Annotated in this window: 16 protein-coding genes, 2 tRNA genes and 7 pseudogenes; 10 read left to right on the plus strand and 15 right to left on the minus strand. The window is 34.4% G+C overall.

The genetic code is table 11. The annotated features are described in order from the left end of the window. Nucleotides 1-502 precede the first annotated feature (502 nt). The 4 genes from BA1379B_RS02740 (at nt 503) to parE (ending at nt 5,194) form a co-directional block, all read left to right on the plus strand. The gene (locus BA1379B_RS02740; protein WP_078673764.1) at nt 503-1,150 is read left to right on the plus strand and encodes a LemA family protein; all 648 of its coding nucleotides are present in this window, start codon (nt 503-505) and stop codon (nt 1,148-1,150) included. Next, complete coding sequence (locus BA1379B_RS02745; RefSeq protein WP_035005781.1) at nt 1,151-2,002, plus strand: TPM domain-containing protein; 852 nt, start codon at nt 1,151-1,153, stop codon at nt 2,000-2,002. A 281-nt stretch (nt 2,003-2,283) separates the two neighbouring features. After that, nucleotides 2,284-3,021, plus strand: coding sequence for a lipoyl(octanoyl) transferase LipB (gene lipB, locus BA1379B_RS02750; RefSeq protein WP_035005779.1), 738 nt, complete (start codon nt 2,284-2,286; stop codon nt 3,019-3,021). 94 nt (nt 3,022-3,115) lie between these two features. Beyond that, nucleotides 3,116-5,194: a DNA topoisomerase IV subunit B gene (gene parE / locus BA1379B_RS02755; protein WP_078673765.1), complete on the plus strand. Its 2,079-nt coding sequence runs from the start codon at nt 3,116-3,118 to the stop codon at nt 5,192-5,194. Between the two features lie 17 nt (nt 5,195-5,211). Here the strand turns inward: parE and recJ are convergent, their stop codons facing one another. Next, entirely contained in the window at nt 5,212-6,996 is a 1,785-nt protein-coding gene (gene recJ, locus BA1379B_RS02760; RefSeq protein WP_078692362.1) for a single-stranded-DNA-specific exonuclease RecJ, read from the minus strand. A gap of 236 nt (nt 6,997-7,232) precedes the next feature. On the opposite strand from recJ, the gene rplM reads away from it, so the two are divergent. Together rplM and rpsI are read left to right on the plus strand one after the other, a co-directional pair. Continuing rightward, on the plus strand, nt 7,233-7,697 hold the full coding sequence (rplM, locus tag BA1379B_RS02765; RefSeq protein ID WP_035006670.1) for a 50S ribosomal protein L13: 465 nt from the start codon (nt 7,233-7,235) through the stop codon (nt 7,695-7,697). A gap of 2 nt (nt 7,698-7,699) precedes the next feature. Continuing rightward, nucleotides 7,700-8,185 carry a 30S ribosomal protein S9 gene (rpsI, locus tag BA1379B_RS02770; protein ID WP_035005774.1) on the plus strand — a complete coding sequence of 162 codons (486 nt, stop codon included), beginning with the start codon at nt 7,700-7,702 and terminating at the stop codon, nt 8,183-8,185. Nucleotides 8,186-8,301: 116 nt separating this feature from the next. Here the strand turns inward: rpsI and BA1379B_RS02775 are convergent, their stop codons facing one another. The 3 genes and pseudogenes from BA1379B_RS02775 to BA1379B_RS02780 all read right to left on the minus strand — a co-directional run bounded on the left by BA1379B_RS02775 (nt 8,302) and on the right by BA1379B_RS02780 (nt 9,527). Then, a complete protein-coding gene (locus BA1379B_RS02775; RefSeq protein ID WP_035005772.1) occupies nt 8,302-8,667 on the minus strand; it encodes a response regulator in 366 nt (121 codons plus the stop codon). Nucleotides 8,668-8,870: 203 nt separating this feature from the next. Beyond that, nucleotides 8,871-9,026, minus strand: a pseudogene (locus BA1379B_RS06995) (PBSX family phage terminase large subunit); the annotation flags it as partial. 147 nt (nt 9,027-9,173) lie between these two features. Beyond that, nucleotides 9,174-9,527, minus strand: a complete 354-nt coding sequence (locus tag BA1379B_RS02780) for a hypothetical protein (protein WP_035005768.1) — start codon at nt 9,525-9,527, stop codon at nt 9,174-9,176. Nucleotides 9,528-9,788: 261 nt separating this feature from the next. On the opposite strand from BA1379B_RS02780, the gene BA1379B_RS02785 reads away from it, so the two are divergent. The 4 genes and pseudogenes from BA1379B_RS02785 to BA1379B_RS02800 all read left to right on the plus strand — a co-directional run bounded on the left by BA1379B_RS02785 (nt 9,789) and on the right by BA1379B_RS02800 (nt 11,014). Further along, on the plus strand, nt 9,789-10,121 hold the full coding sequence (locus tag BA1379B_RS02785) for a hypothetical protein (RefSeq protein WP_035005770.1): 333 nt from the start codon (nt 9,789-9,791) through the stop codon (nt 10,119-10,121). Beyond that, nucleotides 10,102-10,353 (plus strand): annotated as a pseudogene (locus BA1379B_RS02790) (PBSX family phage terminase large subunit); the annotation flags it as partial. The gene BA1379B_RS02785 and the pseudogene BA1379B_RS02790, both read left to right, overlap by 20 nt. Before the next feature lie 282 nt (nt 10,354-10,635). Then, a pseudogene (locus tag BA1379B_RS07000) lies at nt 10,636-10,764 on the plus strand (type II toxin-antitoxin system RelE/ParE family toxin); the annotation flags it as partial. Nucleotides 10,765-10,773: 9 nt separating this feature from the next. Next, nucleotides 10,774-11,014, plus strand: a pseudogene (locus BA1379B_RS02800) (helix-turn-helix transcriptional regulator). Between the two features lie 102 nt (nt 11,015-11,116). Here the strand turns inward: BA1379B_RS02800 and BA1379B_RS02805 are convergent. From BA1379B_RS02805 to BA1379B_RS02850, 11 genes and pseudogenes are all read right to left on the minus strand, one after another. After that, a pseudogene (locus BA1379B_RS02805) lies at nt 11,117-11,350 on the minus strand (type II toxin-antitoxin system RelE family toxin); the annotation flags it as partial. A gap of 99 nt (nt 11,351-11,449) precedes the next feature. Then, nucleotides 11,450-11,782, minus strand: coding sequence for a type II toxin-antitoxin system PemK/MazF family toxin (locus BA1379B_RS02810; RefSeq protein WP_035005765.1), 333 nt, complete (start codon nt 11,780-11,782; stop codon nt 11,450-11,452). Beyond that, nucleotides 11,782-12,039, minus strand: coding sequence for an AbrB/MazE/SpoVT family DNA-binding domain-containing protein (locus BA1379B_RS02815; protein ID WP_035005764.1), 258 nt, complete (start codon nt 12,037-12,039; stop codon nt 11,782-11,784). The genes BA1379B_RS02810 and BA1379B_RS02815 overlap by 1 nt, the downstream gene beginning before the upstream one ends. A 100-nt stretch (nt 12,040-12,139) precedes the next feature. Beyond that, complete coding sequence (locus BA1379B_RS07005; protein WP_172802091.1) at nt 12,140-12,583, minus strand: hypothetical protein; 444 nt, start codon at nt 12,581-12,583, stop codon at nt 12,140-12,142. Then, nucleotides 12,560-12,787: pseudogene (locus BA1379B_RS07090) on the minus strand (HigA family addiction module antitoxin); the annotation flags it as partial. The pseudogene BA1379B_RS07090 and the gene BA1379B_RS07005, both read right to left, overlap by 24 nt. A gap of 18 nt (nt 12,788-12,805) precedes the next feature. Further along, a pseudogene (locus BA1379B_RS07115) lies at nt 12,806-13,088 on the minus strand (type II toxin-antitoxin system RelE/ParE family toxin). A 204-nt stretch (nt 13,089-13,292) separates the two neighbouring features. Then, a tRNA-Arg gene (locus BA1379B_RS02830) sits at nt 13,293-13,369 on the minus strand. Nucleotides 13,370-13,403: 34 nt separating this feature from the next. Further along, complete coding sequence (locus BA1379B_RS02835) at nt 13,404-13,709, minus strand: ETC complex I subunit (RefSeq protein WP_035005762.1); 306 nt, start codon at nt 13,707-13,709, stop codon at nt 13,404-13,406. Between the two features lie 93 nt (nt 13,710-13,802). Then, nucleotides 13,803-13,879 (minus strand) — tRNA-Pro (locus tag BA1379B_RS02840). Nucleotides 13,880-14,435: 556 nt separating this feature from the next. Beyond that, nucleotides 14,436-15,125 carry a DnaA regulatory inactivator HdaA gene (gene hdaA / locus BA1379B_RS02845; RefSeq protein WP_035005761.1) on the minus strand — a complete coding sequence of 230 codons (690 nt, stop codon included), beginning with the start codon at nt 15,123-15,125 and terminating at the stop codon, nt 14,436-14,438. After that, a complete protein-coding gene (locus BA1379B_RS02850; RefSeq protein ID WP_172802078.1) occupies nt 15,122-16,279 on the minus strand; it encodes an AI-2E family transporter in 1,158 nt (385 codons plus the stop codon). Before BA1379B_RS02850 ends, hdaA begins: the two co-directional genes overlap by 4 nt. Nucleotides 16,280-16,435 lie beyond the last annotated feature (156 nt).

Raw genomic sequence — 16,435 nt, forward strand, 5'->3', positions numbered from 1 at the left:
TATTATTGTATTAGAATAGTAAATACCATTTTAAAAAGATAAAATAGTCATTAAAATTTAATAAAATCAATTTATTATAATAGAATTTTGAACAAACTAATCACGATATAATTTATAAAATAAACAGCATATATTTATGTGAATAACTTATAAGTAGTTCTTAATTAAGAGTGCAGACAGACATACTTAACGAATCGGCTTGACAATTTCTTATTAATTTATACATAGAGTCTATTGAAAAACATTATTGATTAAGCGCACAAGAATTCGAGTTGTGGAATTATATGCTATAATGAAATCCATTTACTCATGTTTTTAAAAGCCTGAACTATTTAAGGAAGAATTTTTGATGCGTCTCTAAAATGAGCAATATCGGTAACAAACATTAAAGATATTAATATTAATGAGTCAGTTTCAAAACTCAAAATGCTTTGCCGTATATAAAATATACCCTATTATAAAATATACCCTATATACGTGAACAAGTTTTCGGAGATATTTTATGCTAGATGTACTAACTACACAACGAACTATAGCTATCTATCCTCAATTAAAAATATTAAAATCATTTTTTATTATTGTTTTTTTAGCGTTTTTAATACCATTTTTAAGCGGATGTGGATTTAATATAATACCAACAAATGAAGAAAAAGCACATGCAGCATGGAGTGAAGTTTTAAACCAATATCAACGCCGTGCAGATCTCGTTCCTAATCTTGTAGAAACTGTTAAAGGTTATGCATCACATGAGAAAAACGTACTTTCTGATGTTATCGAAGCACGTGCAAAAGCAACGCAAACAACTATCAATGCTGATATGTTAAATAACCCAGAAATTATGCAACAATATCTCAATAATCAAGCAAATTTATCAAGTGCTCTTTCACGTCTGATGGCTATTGTTGAAAATTATCCTGATCTTAAAGCAAATCAAAATTTTTTAGCTCTTCAATCACAATTAGAGGGAACTGAAAATCGTATTTCTATCGCCCGCCGTGATTATATTGAAGCAGTACGCGTGTACAATACTGCACTCAAAACAATGCCAACAATGATTTGGGCAAAGTTATGGTTTCGCGATGCAAAATCTATGCAAACATTTACAATTGATAGTAATGCTCAACAAACACCGCAGGTTAATTTCAATTAAATGATACCATTTCGATATTCTATTCAACGTAGTATTATTTTAGTTTTTTTAGCTTGTACAAGTTTTTTATATTTAATTATTACGTTGAATGATATTGCCTATTCGCAAATCTCATTTCCTCATTTAACTGGTCACGTTAATGACACAGCTCACTTACTTGACCATACAACAATAAAAAATTTGACAACAAAACTCTCTGCTTTAGAAGAGCAAACAGGTGATCAAATTGTTATTGTAACTGTTCCTACTCTTTCTGGAATTGATATCGAAACCTATAGTAATTTACTTTTCCGTAAGTGGGCCCTAGGTCAAAAGAAGATGAATAATGGTGTCTTACTTGTTATTGCTCCAAACGAACGTGAAGTACGTATTGAAGTAGGCTATGGTTTAGAAGGAGAATTAACAGACGCGGTTTCTTCAGTCATTATTAATAATTTTATTCTTCCTAATTTTCGTAATAAGAATTATCAACAAGGTATCATCGAAGCAATCAACGCAATAACCAAAATTATTATAGAAAATGATTCTGATTTTATTTCCCGAATCAAGGAAAAAGCTAAAGCCGTTGAAATACAGCGTAAACAAGAAAAACAAGAAGAAATGATATTTAATACAATTATATTTTTAATTTTTTTTATAGTGATTGGTTTACCTATTTTAGCAATGATTTTTGGACAAAAAGTAGGTCCACAAAAATATCGTTGGATGGGAATCATTTTTACTCTTTGGTTTATCAATTTGAGTATTGATGGTAAACGCTCTGATAATATATTCAGAAGACATTCAAATAGGGGCGGTTTTAAAGGTGGAGGAGGCTCATCAGGTGGAGGTGGTGCATCAGGAAGATGGTAAAGTATCTTTAATACAGATTAATCACTTCTATATTAAATAGAATAACTTTTTAAAAACAATAATATAACAAAAAATGATAAATTAAATTATGAATTAAAAAGTTCTTAGTCATTTTAAGATTTTATTAGACTATAATAATTCAAAATAATAGAGTTTATTTTTATGACTTTAAGAAAAAATATCTACACCGTCCATTTTTCATTTTCATTTTAATAAACAAACCTATATCGTATCTTGTTACTTACTAATAAAAAACCAAATAACTTCAGATATATTTTTTAATGATATCTAAATTGAAACATACTGATCGCAATTATTTATTACATCATTTTAAAGCAACTCACAATGCTTCACCAGTTGAGTGGAAAATAAGTGATAGCTTAATCGAATATCCTGAAGCATTACGCTATATGCAAGAACGCGTAGAGAATATTTCCGCAAAAACTGCATATGAGCAAGTTTGGCTTCTTGAACACCCTCCCCTTTATACAGCAGGAACAAGTGCTCAACAAAAAGATTTATTAGCTCCTCATTCTCTTCCTGTATATGAAGCTGGTCGTGGTGGTGAATTTACATATCATGGTCCAGGACAACGTGTTGCTTATGTTATGCTTGATCTTAAACGTCGAAAACAAGATATACGTGCTTTTATTAGTGCACTAGAACAGTGGATCATACAAACACTTGCACAATTTAATATTAAAGGAGAACGTCGCGAAGATCGAGTTGGTGTTTGGGTTATTCGGCCTGATCGCCCACTGACACTAAACGGAACGTTTGCTGAAGATAAAATTGCTGCTATTGGTATTCGTATACGTAGATGGGTAAGCTTTCATGGCATTTGTATTAATATCGATCCCGATTTATCTCACTATACAGGAATTGTTCCCTGTGGAATTGCAAATCACGGTGTAACAAGTTTACTGGACCTAGGTTTACCTATAACAATGCATGATGTTGATATTGCTATGAAACAAGCTTTTGAACAAATTTTTGGTCCGACAATTGATATTTCCTAAGTGCATTGATTTTTAACTAAAAAACGGGCATAAAATTTAATTCTGATTAAAGGTTTATTTATACAATTTAAATTTAGATAGACGATCGAGTGATATGAGCGATAATAATAAAGATCTTTTTAGTATTTTAAATAATGCTCAGTCCCGCATAGAAGCAAAAGAGAAAAATAAGCCAATTTCAGTAACCCCACAAGAAACATCTCGGTCAATTTCTACCTCTGCTTCTAAAAATGATATAAAAAAAGATGAGTATAACGCCTTATCTATCCGAGTACTCGAAGGTTTAGAGCCTGTACGCTTACGACCTGGGATGTATATTGGTGGAACAGATAGCAAAGCGCTTCATCATTTATTTTCTGAAATTATCGACAACGCAATGGATGAAGCTGTCGCTGGTTATGCCGATTTAATTGATGTCTCATTGGATGAGCAAGGTTATTTAACAGTTACAGATAATGGACGTGGAATCCCTGTTGAAAATCATCCTCAAATGCCAGATAAATCTACTCTTGAAGTCATTATGACACAACTTCATTCAGGCGCAAAATTTGATGGGAAAGCTTATCAAACCTCTGGTGGATTACATGGAGTAGGTATTTCTGTTGTTAATGCTCTTTCTGATGATATGGAAGTTGAAGTAGCACGAGATCGTAAACTTTATCGTCAACGTTTTTCACGCGGTATTCCTCAATCTGGCTTAGAAAATCTAGGTGATGTTTATAATCGTCGCGGTACGCGCGTCCGCTTTCATCCCGATAGTAAAATTTTTGGTGAGAAAGTAGCCTTTGAACCAGAAAAAATCTATAAGATGGCGCGCTCTAAAGCCTATCTTTTTGGTGGAGTAAAAATTCGCTGGAATTGTGATTCTAAAATGCTTGAAGGTATAAAAAATATTCCTGAAAAAGCTGTTTTTCACTTTCCTGATGGATTAAAAGATTATTTATTATCCTCATTGAAAAATGAATATCGTGTAACATCTGAGGTTTTTTCTGGTAAAACAAAACAGCATGGAGCTCATGGTTCAGTTGAATGGGCTATCGCTTGGTATGGTGGTGATGCTTGCGTACACTCTTATTGTAACACTATTCCAACGGGAGAAGGTGGGACACATGAAGCAGGATTACGACAAGCTCTCTTGCGTAGTCTAAAAGCCTATGCTGAATTAATAGGCAATAAACGTTCTGCTATTATTACTTCCGATGACGTAATGATTTCAGCAATTGCAATCCTTTCAGTTTTCATCAGAGAGCCTGAGTTTGTTGGACAAACTAAAGATCGATTAGCAACAATTGAAGCGCAACGTATTGTTGAAAATGCAATACGCGATCCTTTTGACCATTGGCTTGCTAATTCTCCACAAGAGGCTACAAAACTTCTTGATTGGATTATTGAGCGTGCTGAAGAGCGTGTAAAACGGCGCCAAGATAAAGAAATAAATCGAAAAACGGCTGTACGTAAATTGCGATTACCTGGAAAATTAGCAGATTGTAGTCAAAACTCCGCTGTTGGAGCTGAATTATTCATTGTTGAAGGAGATTCTGCTGGTGGTTCTGCTAAACAAGCACGAAATAGAGTTAATCAAGCAATTTTACCTCTTCGTGGAAAAATATTAAATGTAGCGAGTGCAGCTCGTGAAAAAATGAGTGCAAGCCAAGCAATTAATGATCTTATCCTCGCGCTAGGATGTGGAATACGTTCTAAATATCGTGAAGATGATCTAAGATACGAACGTATCATTATTATGACAGATGCAGATGTTGATGGTGCTCATATTGCATCACTTTTGATTACCTTTTTCTTTCAAGAAATGCCTGATCTTATTCGTCAAGGGCATTTATATCTTGCTGTGCCCCCTCTCTATAGAATATCACAAGGAGGAAAAGTTGCTTATGCGCGTGATGATAACCATAAAGATGAATTATTAAAAACTGAATTTACTGGAAAAGCTAAAATTGAAATTGGACGTTTTAAAGGCCTTGGAGAAATGCGAGCCGAACAACTTAAAGAAACAACTATGGATCCCAAAAAACGCACACTTTTACGTATTGCTATCGATGCAGTTGATATGCAAGAAACCAAAAATACAGTAGAAAGTTTGATGGGAACTAAGCCAGAAGCACGGTTTCGCTTCATCCAAGAAAATTCTACTTTTGCAGATAATTTAGATATTTGATCTTCAAAATATATTGATCAAACCACTGCAGCTGCATCAATAACACGCAATTGTGGGCTGATATTTCCTCTCCAGTGATTTAAACTAAGATTACCAGCTAAATGAATTGTTTTACCAATATTTTCAGAAAGAAACTTACCAAGAGCTGTTCCTACTGCACCAAAAGCTATTCCTTGCAATTTTTCGCCTTCAATATTAGAAATAATAAGACGCAAATGGCCTTTTCCAACTTCATATAAATTAACTAACCGGTGAGAAGGAAAAACAAAAACAGGTGTAGCATTTCCTGAGCCAAAAGGACCAGCTTTTTCAATCATATCAAAAAGATCTTTATTAGCACCAGAAGCAGAAAGAAAACCATCTATACTAAGAGACTTCTCGGCACGTAATTGCGAAACTATTAAAGATATTTTTTCTTCTAACCATTCACGAAAAGCTTCAATTTTGTCTGATTGAATTGTAAATCCTGCAGCCATACTGTGTCCCCCACCCTTTTCTAATAAATTTAGTGCAACGGCTTCATGCACAAGCGCTCCCAAATCTATACCACTAATCGAACGACCTGATCCAATACCACTACCATCTTCCTTCAAAGCTATTATCAAAACAGGACAGAAAAAACGTTCTTTTAAACGGGCTGCAAGAATACCAATGATACCCGGATGCCATCCTTTATGAGCAATTACAAATGATGATGGTATTGTCCTTTCTTGATAAATGGAATCAATATAAGCTTCGGCTTGAGCTAATTGAGATATCTCCATTTCTTGGCGTTCTTTATTAAGTTGGTCTAGTTGTTGCGCTATTCTATCTGCCTCATCTCTATCGTTACAGCTGAGTAAATATGCCCCTAAGGCCTGATTTCCTATACGTCCTCCTGCATTAATCCTAGGCCCCAATAAAAAACCCAAATGAAAACTATTAAGTGGTTCTCCTATACGTGCAACTTTTGCTAAAGCAGCTATTCCAGGATTATGCATAGAACGAGCCACCTGAAGCCCTTTAACCACAAAAGCACGATTAACGCCTTGTAATGGAACAACATCACATATGGTAGCTAATGCAACAAGATCAAGCATACTTAAAAGATCAGGTAGCGCCCCTTTCCACTTTTTCTCCCGCAATAAACGATTAACCCACATTAATGTAATAAATACAACACCAGCAGCGCATAAATGTCCTTGCTCAGAAAAATCATCAGGACGATTAGGATTAACAAGGGCAACTGCTTCTTCATGAATATTTTCCATTTGATGATGATCTAAAACAATAACATCAGCACCCGCAAGCCTCGCCGCTCTTATAGCATTGGGACTATTCGCACCACAATCAACTGTAATAATTAAACTCGCTCCTTCTTGTACTAATCCTTTCATTGCCTGTTCATTTGGACCATACCCTTCAATAATACGATCAGGAATATAGATTTTTACTATTATACCAAAACAATGTAAAAAACGTGCTAAAAGCGCTGCTGAACAAGCACCATCAACGTCATAATCACCAAAAACAGCAATTTTTTCTTGGTTTATAATAGCTCTAACTAAACGCTCTGCTGCACAATCCATATCTGTAAATTTTTTTGGATTAGGCATTAAAGCGCGCAGTGTAGGATTAATAAAAACCACAGCTTCTGATTCATCAACATTTCTTGCTGCAAGAACCCGAGCAAGCTGGTCTGGTAAACCAAACTTTTGAGAAATGGCACGAGCGTTATTAGTCCTATCCATATCAAGCGCATCAATCCAAGCTTGATTACAAGCAGAAGATTGAATATTAAGTAAATAACGAAATCGTCCCATTACTGCTGATAATACTCCAATAAATAACAAAAATATAATAATGAGTAAATCATTATTGGCACAGTTATTATAACAGCACATTTATATAAGTTTTATTTTCTCTTGACGCAAATCATCAGACATTATATCAAATAAATAGCATATTTGCAGTGTATTTTGTTGTGATAATAATACACAACGCCAAGCAACAAAAAATGCCCTTACTTTCTAAAGGGATTCTTATAAAGGATACTTCTATGGCAACTTTTTCACAAAAGCCAGCTGAAGTGGTGAAAAAATGGGTTATTATTAACGCAGAAAACCTCGTTTTAGGTCGTCTTGCCACGCTCGTTGCTAACCGCTTACGTGGAAAACACAAAGCTACTTTTACTCCGCATGTCGATGATGGAGATAATGTTATTGTTATAAACGCAGATAAAGTAGTTCTTACCGGAAAAAAATATACCGATAAAAAATATTATTGGCATACCGGTTATATCGGCGGCATCAAAGAACGTACAGCTCGTCAAATTCTTGAAGGGCGTTTTCCCGAACGAGTTATTGAAAAAGCCGTAGAACGTATGATCCCTCGTGGCCCTCTTGGTCGTCGTCAAATGAAAAATTTGCGTGTTTATGCTGGTAGTGAACATCCACATGTAGCACAGCAGCCTGAAATTCTTAATGTAGGTGCTTTAAATTGCAAAAATAAAAGGATTGCTTAGATATGGCTGAACTTAATTCCCTTTCTCAACTTAGTACCGCAACAGGTATTGTAGAATCTAATGAAAATGTTGCTCCCATTCACGTACAAAAACTTGACTCACAAGGACGTGCTTATGCAACAGGCAAACGTAAAGATGCTATTGCTCGTGTATGGATCAAACCAGGGTCTGGGAAAATTACTATTAACAATAAAGAATTCGACAAATATTTTGCTCGTCCTGTTCTTAGAATGATTCTTCGTCAACCGATTGTTGCAACCAAAAGGGATACTCAATTTGATGTTGTTGCAACTGTCGCTGGAGGAGGCCTTTCGGGTCAAGCAGGTGCAGTACGGCATGGACTTTCAAAAGCGCTAACTTATTACGAGCCTGCACTCCGCGCTATTTTAAAAAAAGGAGGATTTCTTACGCGTGATAGCCGTGTTGTTGAACGTAAGAAATATGGTAAAGCAAAAGCGCGACGCTCTTTCCAATTTTCAAAACGTTAATTTTTATAATGGTAGATTGAGTTCTTGTTTTCAATCAGGATTTTTTTATTTAAAACAAATAACTAAAATTATTTATCAAACAGTATTTTTTATTGTTATTATCTAAAATGAGGCTCTTAGTTTAAAAAGGACTTTACCATTGTAATAAAGTGAGGAACAGAAATGGGTTTTGACATGTATTCTTCACACCCACTTGCGCGAATTCGTTCTTCATCTCCTTTCATAGCAAAAGCGGTTACAGCAATAACGGGAATAGATTTGAGTTCTTCATCTTCTTTCAATTGCTTAATAATATCAATCCCTGATACTTCAGGCAATTGAATATCCATGAGAATAAGCGAAGGTTTTGAGGAACGAGCTAGATCTAGCGCAATAAGGCCATTACGCGTTTCAACGGTTTCATAACCACATGCTTCTATAAGATCACGAAATAATTTCATATTAAGTTCGTTATCTTCTACGATCATGACTTTTTTTAACATTCGTATAACTCTCCTACCCTTTCCACATAAAAGGCTATTATATACTAAAATATATTATCACTAAGCAAAGATGATGAAAAACTGTAAACTTTGAGAAATCTAAGTAAATCATGATAGAAGCATTTTTTCATTATCTAGTGTATCACTTATGATACTTTTCTAAACACTAAAAATCTATAATGTTTCTACAATTGCATTATTGTCAGCATTTGCCAAGCCATCTCAGTCACCGATTCGGTCTCATCAACCCAACAAAGCAAAATCCGACCCATTGATTTGATACTCGCTATATTCCGGTCTAATCCAGAAAACTGAAAAACTATACGACCATCACGCGACTTAATCGATGCCTCTCCGACCTATTATCTGTATTAAAAGTGAAAGAGGTAGCACCTGTATTCTACGTTGGATTGGTGCTATACAGACTGTAAGAGGAAGAGCAGGCATTAAAATGATTAGCGCTAGCAAATAAGGAGAAAAAGAGTCAGGAAGACATACAAAAACGACTAATATGAGACATATAATAATGAAAGTGCCTGCTGCTGCACGGAAGAAAACAATTCTATTGTGTTTGGCAAATTGATTTTTTTCTTAATTGTTATGCGTTTTCTAAGTTTTTCTCGTTTCTCGATTAATTCTTTCCATTTGCTTTTATCTTTTGTAAAGGCATAGCTAATTGTTTCTACCATTGGTAATGTTATTATATATAGTGTTACCGGCGTTACAATTATTATTGCCCATATTATAGCTAATGCTACTCCCAGAATTCCGCTAATAACGTAAAATGCTAATACAGTGATACCAATTAATAGTGGGATTATTATGTAAATAGTTATTACAACTTGTATGATAAACCACATTTTCTCCCTTCATTTGTTAGTTTTCAGTCGTGTAATCGATTCCTTCAGATGATACAACGATATCTTATTTGTTACTAAAAACACTAGATTTAGATAAAGGAAACAAAAAAACACAAAATATAGATTTTTTGAGTTGACAAAGTGTTTTGTTTAGTGTTTAATGATGCTATTGTACTTAGTCGACTTGTATCTAAAATTGAGATGTATTTTTCTGTATACCCCGCAAATGCGGGGTTTTTTGTTATTTAGAGGGCGTATTTAATGACATCAGCAAAGATCACTCAGCCTTCACCAACAGTCAAGAGGCGTCTTCCTCCAAGAGCAGGGAGTGGCCGTGTTAAAGGCGTTCCGAATAAAATGACGCGTATTTTGAAAGAAGCAGTGCTTAAAGCCGCTGAGAATGCCGGAAATAAAATAGGGAATGATGGTTTGGTTTCGTATTTAGAAAAGCAAGCTGTCAACTGTCCAGCGGCTTATTTGGCATTGCTTGGTAAAGTTTTACCGTTACAGGTTACGGGTGAGAATGGTGGAGCAATTCAGATGATAGGGCGCGTAGAAATAGCGCCTTTGGTTCATGACAGTAAGACAGATTAGGATTGTCCCGAAGCTTATACCGATTTTTTCAGGAGATTCTTTTGTAAGAGCGGCATGGGGCGGACGAGGATCAGGGAAGACCAGGTCCTTTGCTTTGATGGCCGCTTTAAAGGGGTATCAATTTGGTATGGCCGGTATATCAGGGATGCTTCTTTGTGCACGACAGTTTCAGAATTCGCTTGCAGAGAGTTCATTAGAAGAGATTAAGTATGATTTTTTACAGGACTATTATAACTTTTCTGGTTTCAATTCTACGGCAACTACACAGATAAAAAGACTGTAATCTACGTCGTATTTTTTAAAATATTCATGTATACATTATTTAGCTTTTTTCACATAAGATTCACAGCTTCAAAGATCAGAAGAGCAATCCGTAATAAACTTGAACTGCTTGATCTTCTATAAGATATCTGATCTGAAAACTGGCTCCTACATATAATTGGTTAACTAAAGATCGTCACGACCTTCGCCAATACCTCATTCATAATAGCTGTTGGCAAACTTTCTACTTTGATTTAATTTTCATGCTTTGATTGGATTTCATCCTATCCGTTACACTATCCATGTTAATGGACCATGGTGTATTACATTCGAATTTGAGGCATATAATGCCTATCGTGTTGATCTTGAACAATATCATTGAGGAAAAATTATGAATGATTTTCCAGCAAAACGCCATAAAAACCGCTGCCCCTCTCATCCAGGTGATTTATTAGCAGAAATTATTCCAAAAACCGGCAAAAAAATCTATTTCGCCTTCTGTTTCGGCACGTCTAGGAAAAATGTTTGGTGATGGAGCTGCTGTTTGGTTACGTATGCAAGCAGCTTATGATGCTTGGCACGCTGAACGTGAAACAGATGTCAGTGAAATTCCAACATTCTGTAGCATTTAAAAATAATCTTAAGTGTATTTATCAAATTTAAGCAGTTATAGCGTTGATCAAATTTATTTGGACAATGCTCTGACAATCAAAATATTTTCTGAAAGATTTTCCTTAACCTTTATATATATTTTTTCTATGTCCAACAGCCAAGACTAACACGACAAGCTCTTTATCATAAAGATCACAGAGTATCCTGTAATCTCCTACACGATACCTCCATAAACCTGATAATTGGCCTCTTAAGGGCTTACCTATTGCACGCACATCTTCAAGAGAAGTGACATGCTGATCTAAAAAATCAACAATCCGATGTGCTTCTTTTTTATCGCATTTTTTTAAAAAACTGAGAGCTTTTTTTCATATCAAATGAATCTTTTACATGACTTTTTCCCCCGTCTCAAAGAATGGTGTTTTACGGCACAACAAGATAAAGATTTAAACCAACTACGTCAGAAATGTCGCTAGCTTAGCAAGGACTTCATTCATAATCATAGGTGGAACTGTTTCCAGTTTCTTCCCTTGACGCGCTCCAATATCAAGAGCACGTGGTTGATCACAACGTATTACGCCCGTTGTATGCAATCCCGCTCCCATTAATGATACAGCAAAACCTGCTGTTCTAGCAAAATTTCTTCCGCTTGTAATAGGCAAGACAATAGGTGTTTTCGTTACACGATTAAATGCCTCCAGTGATACAATTAGTACAGGACGCGTTCCTTTTTGCTCATAGCCTGAAGATGGGTCAAGAGATACAAACCAAATTTCTCCCCGCTTCATCACAACAGCTCTTTACCAACAGGTTGAGCACCAAACCACTCCATATCTTCATCTGCAAAATCATCTGAGGAATTACATTGGGCTAATAATTCATCAAGAGTATAACTAGGGAATGTCTGTGGTTTCACAATCAATTGTCCATTATCAACAGCCAAACCAACTTGCGTATTTTCTGTAAGATGAAGAACATCAAGTAATGCTGGCGGTATGGAAAGCATCACTGATCCTCCAACTTTACGTAATTTTGTTGTATGCATAAAACACTCTCTCAAATATTATATAAATATATAACATTCTGAAAACTATTTCAAGAACTCAAGAGCTTTTAATGCTTTTATAAAAATACCAGTAAAACATTTAACATTTAGTTTTTCTGACAAAATATTTCTGGAGAGCATTCAGAGCAAATCGCAATGAAGACACAAGATACGGTAATGTTTGATCTTCTACGACAAGATATTGTAATGCGGAATGCAGGTTATATTGTTTATAGCGGCATTGTACTTCTCTTACTATCTTTTGCATACTTGAAAATTGTTCTGTTGCCAACTGAACCCATTTATCTCTTTCCTTCTCATCAGAAGAGGAAGGCATTTCATCATAAATAGCACAAGGAAAACCTTTTGCACAAAGGTAATTGTTTCTTATCTGTAGATATTTTTGTGCTGCATCATATTGCTCTTGAGTGAGCTCACCTTTCAAATAAAGCCACCCTATGTAAGTACTCGAAAGCGGATTTTTTTCCTGTTCTATGGTCAAACCAAAATGCTTAGTTTGCCATAAATTATAATTTTTTTGCATATCCAACCAAAATTTAGCTTTACTAAAACCAGCTAATTCTAATTTAATTGCAAGCTCTGTACGCATAGAAGCATGACCATTAATCACTCTTGAGAGAGAAGCTCTTGTCATATGGAGATGGTCAGCTAATTTTTGTATTGATAGCCCCATTTCTTCCAAGAAAGCCACTTTTAGAACTTCACCCGGATGTGCAGGATTATGCATCACTTTTTGTTCCTTTCATCAATGATAGTCTTGATAATCAACAAGCTCCACATCTGTTCCTATAAAGCGAAAAGTAACACGCCAATTTCCATTCACCCATAGAGAATAATATCCTGTAAGTTCACCTTTAAGAGAAGGCATTTTAAAGGCAGGTGCTTTCAAGATTTCGGACGTAGTAGCACTTGTTAAAGCCGTTAAGATAACGCATAACTTTTTTACGTGATCTGCTTCTAATAGCTTTTGTAGACCCTGTTGTATAAAATAATTTTAAGCCCTTATGTTTGAAACTCACAATTGCTATTGCAGCCCCTTTATTGTATAGCATCACTATACGATTAATAAAAATAAGGGTTAAGTTTTATACAACCAAATTTAGTTTTATATTTGGATAAAATGATTGAGAATAAGCTATAAAAAGGTTCGGAATAGAACAGAAAAAACATAATAAAATCAATAACTATAAAATTCCCTTACCTTTATATAACTTATTGATTTTATTGATATTTGGCGATCCCGACAGGATTCGAACCTGTGACCTGCGGCTTAGAAGGCCGTTGCTCTATCCAACTGAGCTACGGGACCAAACAAGAAACATCTTAATTAAGCAACATCCTCGTTAATGTGTCCAAGGCTGTTGTCGACTACTATGAAAATTATCAGAATAAGAAATAGCGCGTCGTAAAGCTTTATGCAAATTTTCTACACGATAAGGAATAGCATTTTTTATAGCAAAATTTATTGCTTCTTCTTTTGTTTGAAACCGAATTTTTATCTGACTATTTATATCAGAGGTCGCTGTATAACCCATAAGAGGTTCAATCATTTTTGCCTGTACTGGCTCATATTGAAGAATCCAAAAACCAGTATTTGCTTTGCCTGATTGCATTGGTGTTTTTGCAGGACTATAAATACGTGCAACCATAGATCTTCTTTTTCCCTTAGATAAAGCAATAGCTAAATAATAACTTTACTGCATACCATCCAATTTGTAATATTATCCTTAATCGAATAAGAATGGTCGGAGCGATAGGATTCGAACCTACGACCCCCTGATCCCAAATCAGGTGCGCTACCAGACTGCGCTACGCTCCGTCATTTATATTTAATTTACCTTCCCTAAAATTTTCATAGCAGAAGTGCAAGAGCAAAACACACTTTTTTAATTTTTCTATTCCTTAACATATAATAATTCTTTTAAACACTTTTTTATTAAATAATAAACTATAGAAATCAAAAAACACTCTATAAAAATAAAACCCATAGCAGACAGAATAAAAATATTCTTAACATAGATTTTCAACAAACTGAATAATAATTCATTATAGCAATAACCGACTGTTATAATGATTGCAAAAGATAATATACATAAAAAATTGAAAAACTGCTTATTTTAGATGAGTTATTTTTTATTTTAATGACTTATTTAAATAAGTATGTTGTTTATAGAATAAAATAAAAATAGCCTACTAATATTAGGCCTCTAAATTTTTATTATTTGCTAAAAAATTAGGAAATATAACCACACTAAAAACTACAAATGAAATTATTGCTTGAAAAACAAACATTATAGCTAAAAAAATGAAGGGGCATTTTTCTTTCCCATAGAGAATATTAAGCTAAAAAAGTATTAGAATATATCAAAAATTATTTACTGAATTTGCATATTAATAACTTCGCTAATAATAGAGCGTGTTACTTTACTTTTTCTTTGTAAAGCTAATCGATCAACAGAATCAATAACACGCTTTAATGAGAATAAAGAACGCTCACAATGGTTTATAAGATAGTGAATAACACTCGGATGAACTGTAATTTGCCGATCAGAAAATAGCTTAAAAGCAATAGCCGTTAATAATGCATCATCAGGTTGCTTTAATACAACGAGCATCACTGAGTTAAGGCGACTTTTCAAATCATCCAATTGCAAATTCCATGTAGATGGTAATGTACGTGCAGTCATCAATAAAGTAGCTTGATTTATTCCGAGATTTGCTTGTTTAATGCTATTAATCAAATGAAAAAGACCAGTTTCACTGATTTCACCTGAATCAACATCCTCAATTAAAAATGATTTACCTGAAGAAGCCATGGCGATAACCTGATCAATTTCATCATGACAAACATTTAAGGCATTAGCTTTTTGAGCCCATACACTAGAAAAATGCGTCTTACCAGATCCTTTATCCCCGATTAAGACCGCAATAGGAGGCACCCAATTTGGCCAATGATTAATCAATTGAAAAGCCATGCGATTGCTATCTGTCATTACCAAATCATCAAATTGAAAAACTGATTTATGAGAAAAATCCAATGGTAACTGCGTTTCATACTTATTCATTCTATTGACTCCAAATTCTCATTTTGAGCATACATCTGAGAATTCAGATAAATATGAAGAACAAAACGAACAAGAACGCCAATAATAGCAGCTGCAGGAACAGCAACAAGCATACCTGTAAAGCCAAATAATGAACCAAAAGCAAAAAGTGCAAACATCAACCAAACTGGATGAAGGCCAACTGATGGACCAACAAGCTTCGGTTGCAAAATATAACCTTCAATAAATTGCCCAATAAAAAAAACTATCATTACAATAATAACCCAGCCCCAATTATCTGGATAAAATTGAACCCATGCAACACCAATAGATAATATAAAACCAATCATTGTACCAATGTAAGGAATAAAACTTATGAGACCAACAAACATACCAATTAAAAGAGCAAAATTCAGTCCTGTAATAGTTAAGCCAATAGCATAATATCCTGCCAGAATTAAACAAACAGTTCCTTGTCCCCGTACAAAGCCTGCAACAGCTCTATCCATTTCATGAAAAAGACTGCGGACAGTTGTAAGATGACTGCGTGGTATCCAAGAATCAACGACCTCAACCATATGTGGCCAATCTAATAAAATATAAAATGTTACTACTGGCGTTACTACAAATAGACTAATAATATTAACAATAGATTTTCCTGACTTCAAAAGCGAATTCAATAGAGATGTAATAAAGTCGGAGCTTTGTCCTAAAAGCACTTTAATATTAGTATGTAACTCATTCGGATCACTATCAAAATAACGCCTTACCCAACTAAAATTATGCTCAACAAAAAAAGTTTGAATACGATTGACATAAATCGGTAAACCATTGCTTATAAATTGTTGTATTTGTCCACTAATAATAGGAATCAAAATTATTAAAGAAACCACAAAAAAAATAATAATAAACAAAGTAATTAGTGTAGTGCCAAAAACACGATGAATTCCAATTTTTTCAAATATTTGTACAATTGGATTAAGAAAATAAGCTAATACAATCCCTGCTATAAAAGGAAATAAAATTGATCCCAAAATAAACATAAAAACAATGAAAAAAATCAATGTACCTAGCCAGAAAAAAATTTGCTTTTTCATACTATTTGGTAATGGTACTTGGGCATAAGCAGGTATATAAGCCGTATAATAGTCATGAGACTTGTTTTTTTTATTCATTTTCTTATTCATTGGCAGTGAAGAGTTCTTTTAACTAATTGATATCCATTTAATAAATATCATTGAAATTCTCTTAAAAGATTATGGAATTTCTTTTGCTTGAGTCAAGTAAACAATAATTGTATTTTAAATAATAAATCCAATAACTCTTGCAGA

Origin of the sequence: Bartonella sp. A1379B (assembly GCF_002022485.1) — a bacterium.
Lineage (GTDB): Bacteria > Pseudomonadota > Alphaproteobacteria > Rhizobiales > Rhizobiaceae > Bartonella > Bartonella rochalimae.

Excerpts from the sequence above, each read along its gene's own strand:
- BA1379B_RS07005 (WP_172802091.1), bottom strand. The coding sequence starts at position 12,583 with ATGCAAAAAAATTATAATTTATGGCAAACTAAGCATTTTGGTTTGACC.
- BA1379B_RS02810 (WP_035005765.1), bottom strand. The coding sequence starts at position 11,782 with ATGAAGCGGGGAGAAATTTGGTTTGTATCTCTTGACCCATCTTCAGGC.
- rplM (WP_035006670.1), top strand. The coding sequence starts at position 7,233 with ATGGCAACTTTTTCACAAAAGCCAGCTGAAGTGGTGAAAAAATGGGTT.
- BA1379B_RS02740 (WP_078673764.1), top strand. The coding sequence starts at position 503 with ATGCTAGATGTACTAACTACACAACGAACTATAGCTATCTATCCTCAA.
- BA1379B_RS02815 (WP_035005764.1), bottom strand. The coding sequence starts at position 12,039 with ATGCATACAACAAAATTACGTAAAGTTGGAGGATCAGTGATGCTTTCC.
- recJ (WP_078692362.1), bottom strand. The coding sequence starts at position 6,996 with ATGGGACGATTTCGTTATTTACTTAATATTCAATCTTCTGCTTGTAAT.
- BA1379B_RS02780 (WP_035005768.1), bottom strand. The coding sequence starts at position 9,527 with ATGTGGTTTATCATACAAGTTGTAATAACTATTTACATAATAATCCCA.
- lipB (WP_035005779.1), top strand. The coding sequence starts at position 2,284 with ATGATATCTAAATTGAAACATACTGATCGCAATTATTTATTACATCAT.
- hdaA (WP_035005761.1), bottom strand. The coding sequence starts at position 15,125 with ATGAATAAGTATGAAACGCAGTTACCATTGGATTTTTCTCATAAATCA.
- BA1379B_RS02775 (WP_035005772.1), bottom strand. The coding sequence starts at position 8,667 with ATGTTAAAAAAAGTCATGATCGTAGAAGATAACGAACTTAATATGAAA.
- BA1379B_RS02745 (WP_035005781.1), top strand. The coding sequence starts at position 1,151 with ATGATACCATTTCGATATTCTATTCAACGTAGTATTATTTTAGTTTTT.
- rpsI (WP_035005774.1), top strand. The coding sequence starts at position 7,700 with ATGGCTGAACTTAATTCCCTTTCTCAACTTAGTACCGCAACAGGTATT.
- BA1379B_RS02785 (WP_035005770.1), top strand. The coding sequence starts at position 9,789 with ATGACATCAGCAAAGATCACTCAGCCTTCACCAACAGTCAAGAGGCGT.
- BA1379B_RS02850 (WP_172802078.1), bottom strand. The coding sequence starts at position 16,279 with ATGAATAAAAAAAACAAGTCTCATGACTATTATACGGCTTATATACCT.
- parE (WP_078673765.1), top strand. The coding sequence starts at position 3,116 with ATGAGCGATAATAATAAAGATCTTTTTAGTATTTTAAATAATGCTCAG.
- BA1379B_RS02835 (WP_035005762.1), bottom strand. The coding sequence starts at position 13,709 with ATGGTTGCACGTATTTATAGTCCTGCAAAAACACCAATGCAATCAGGC.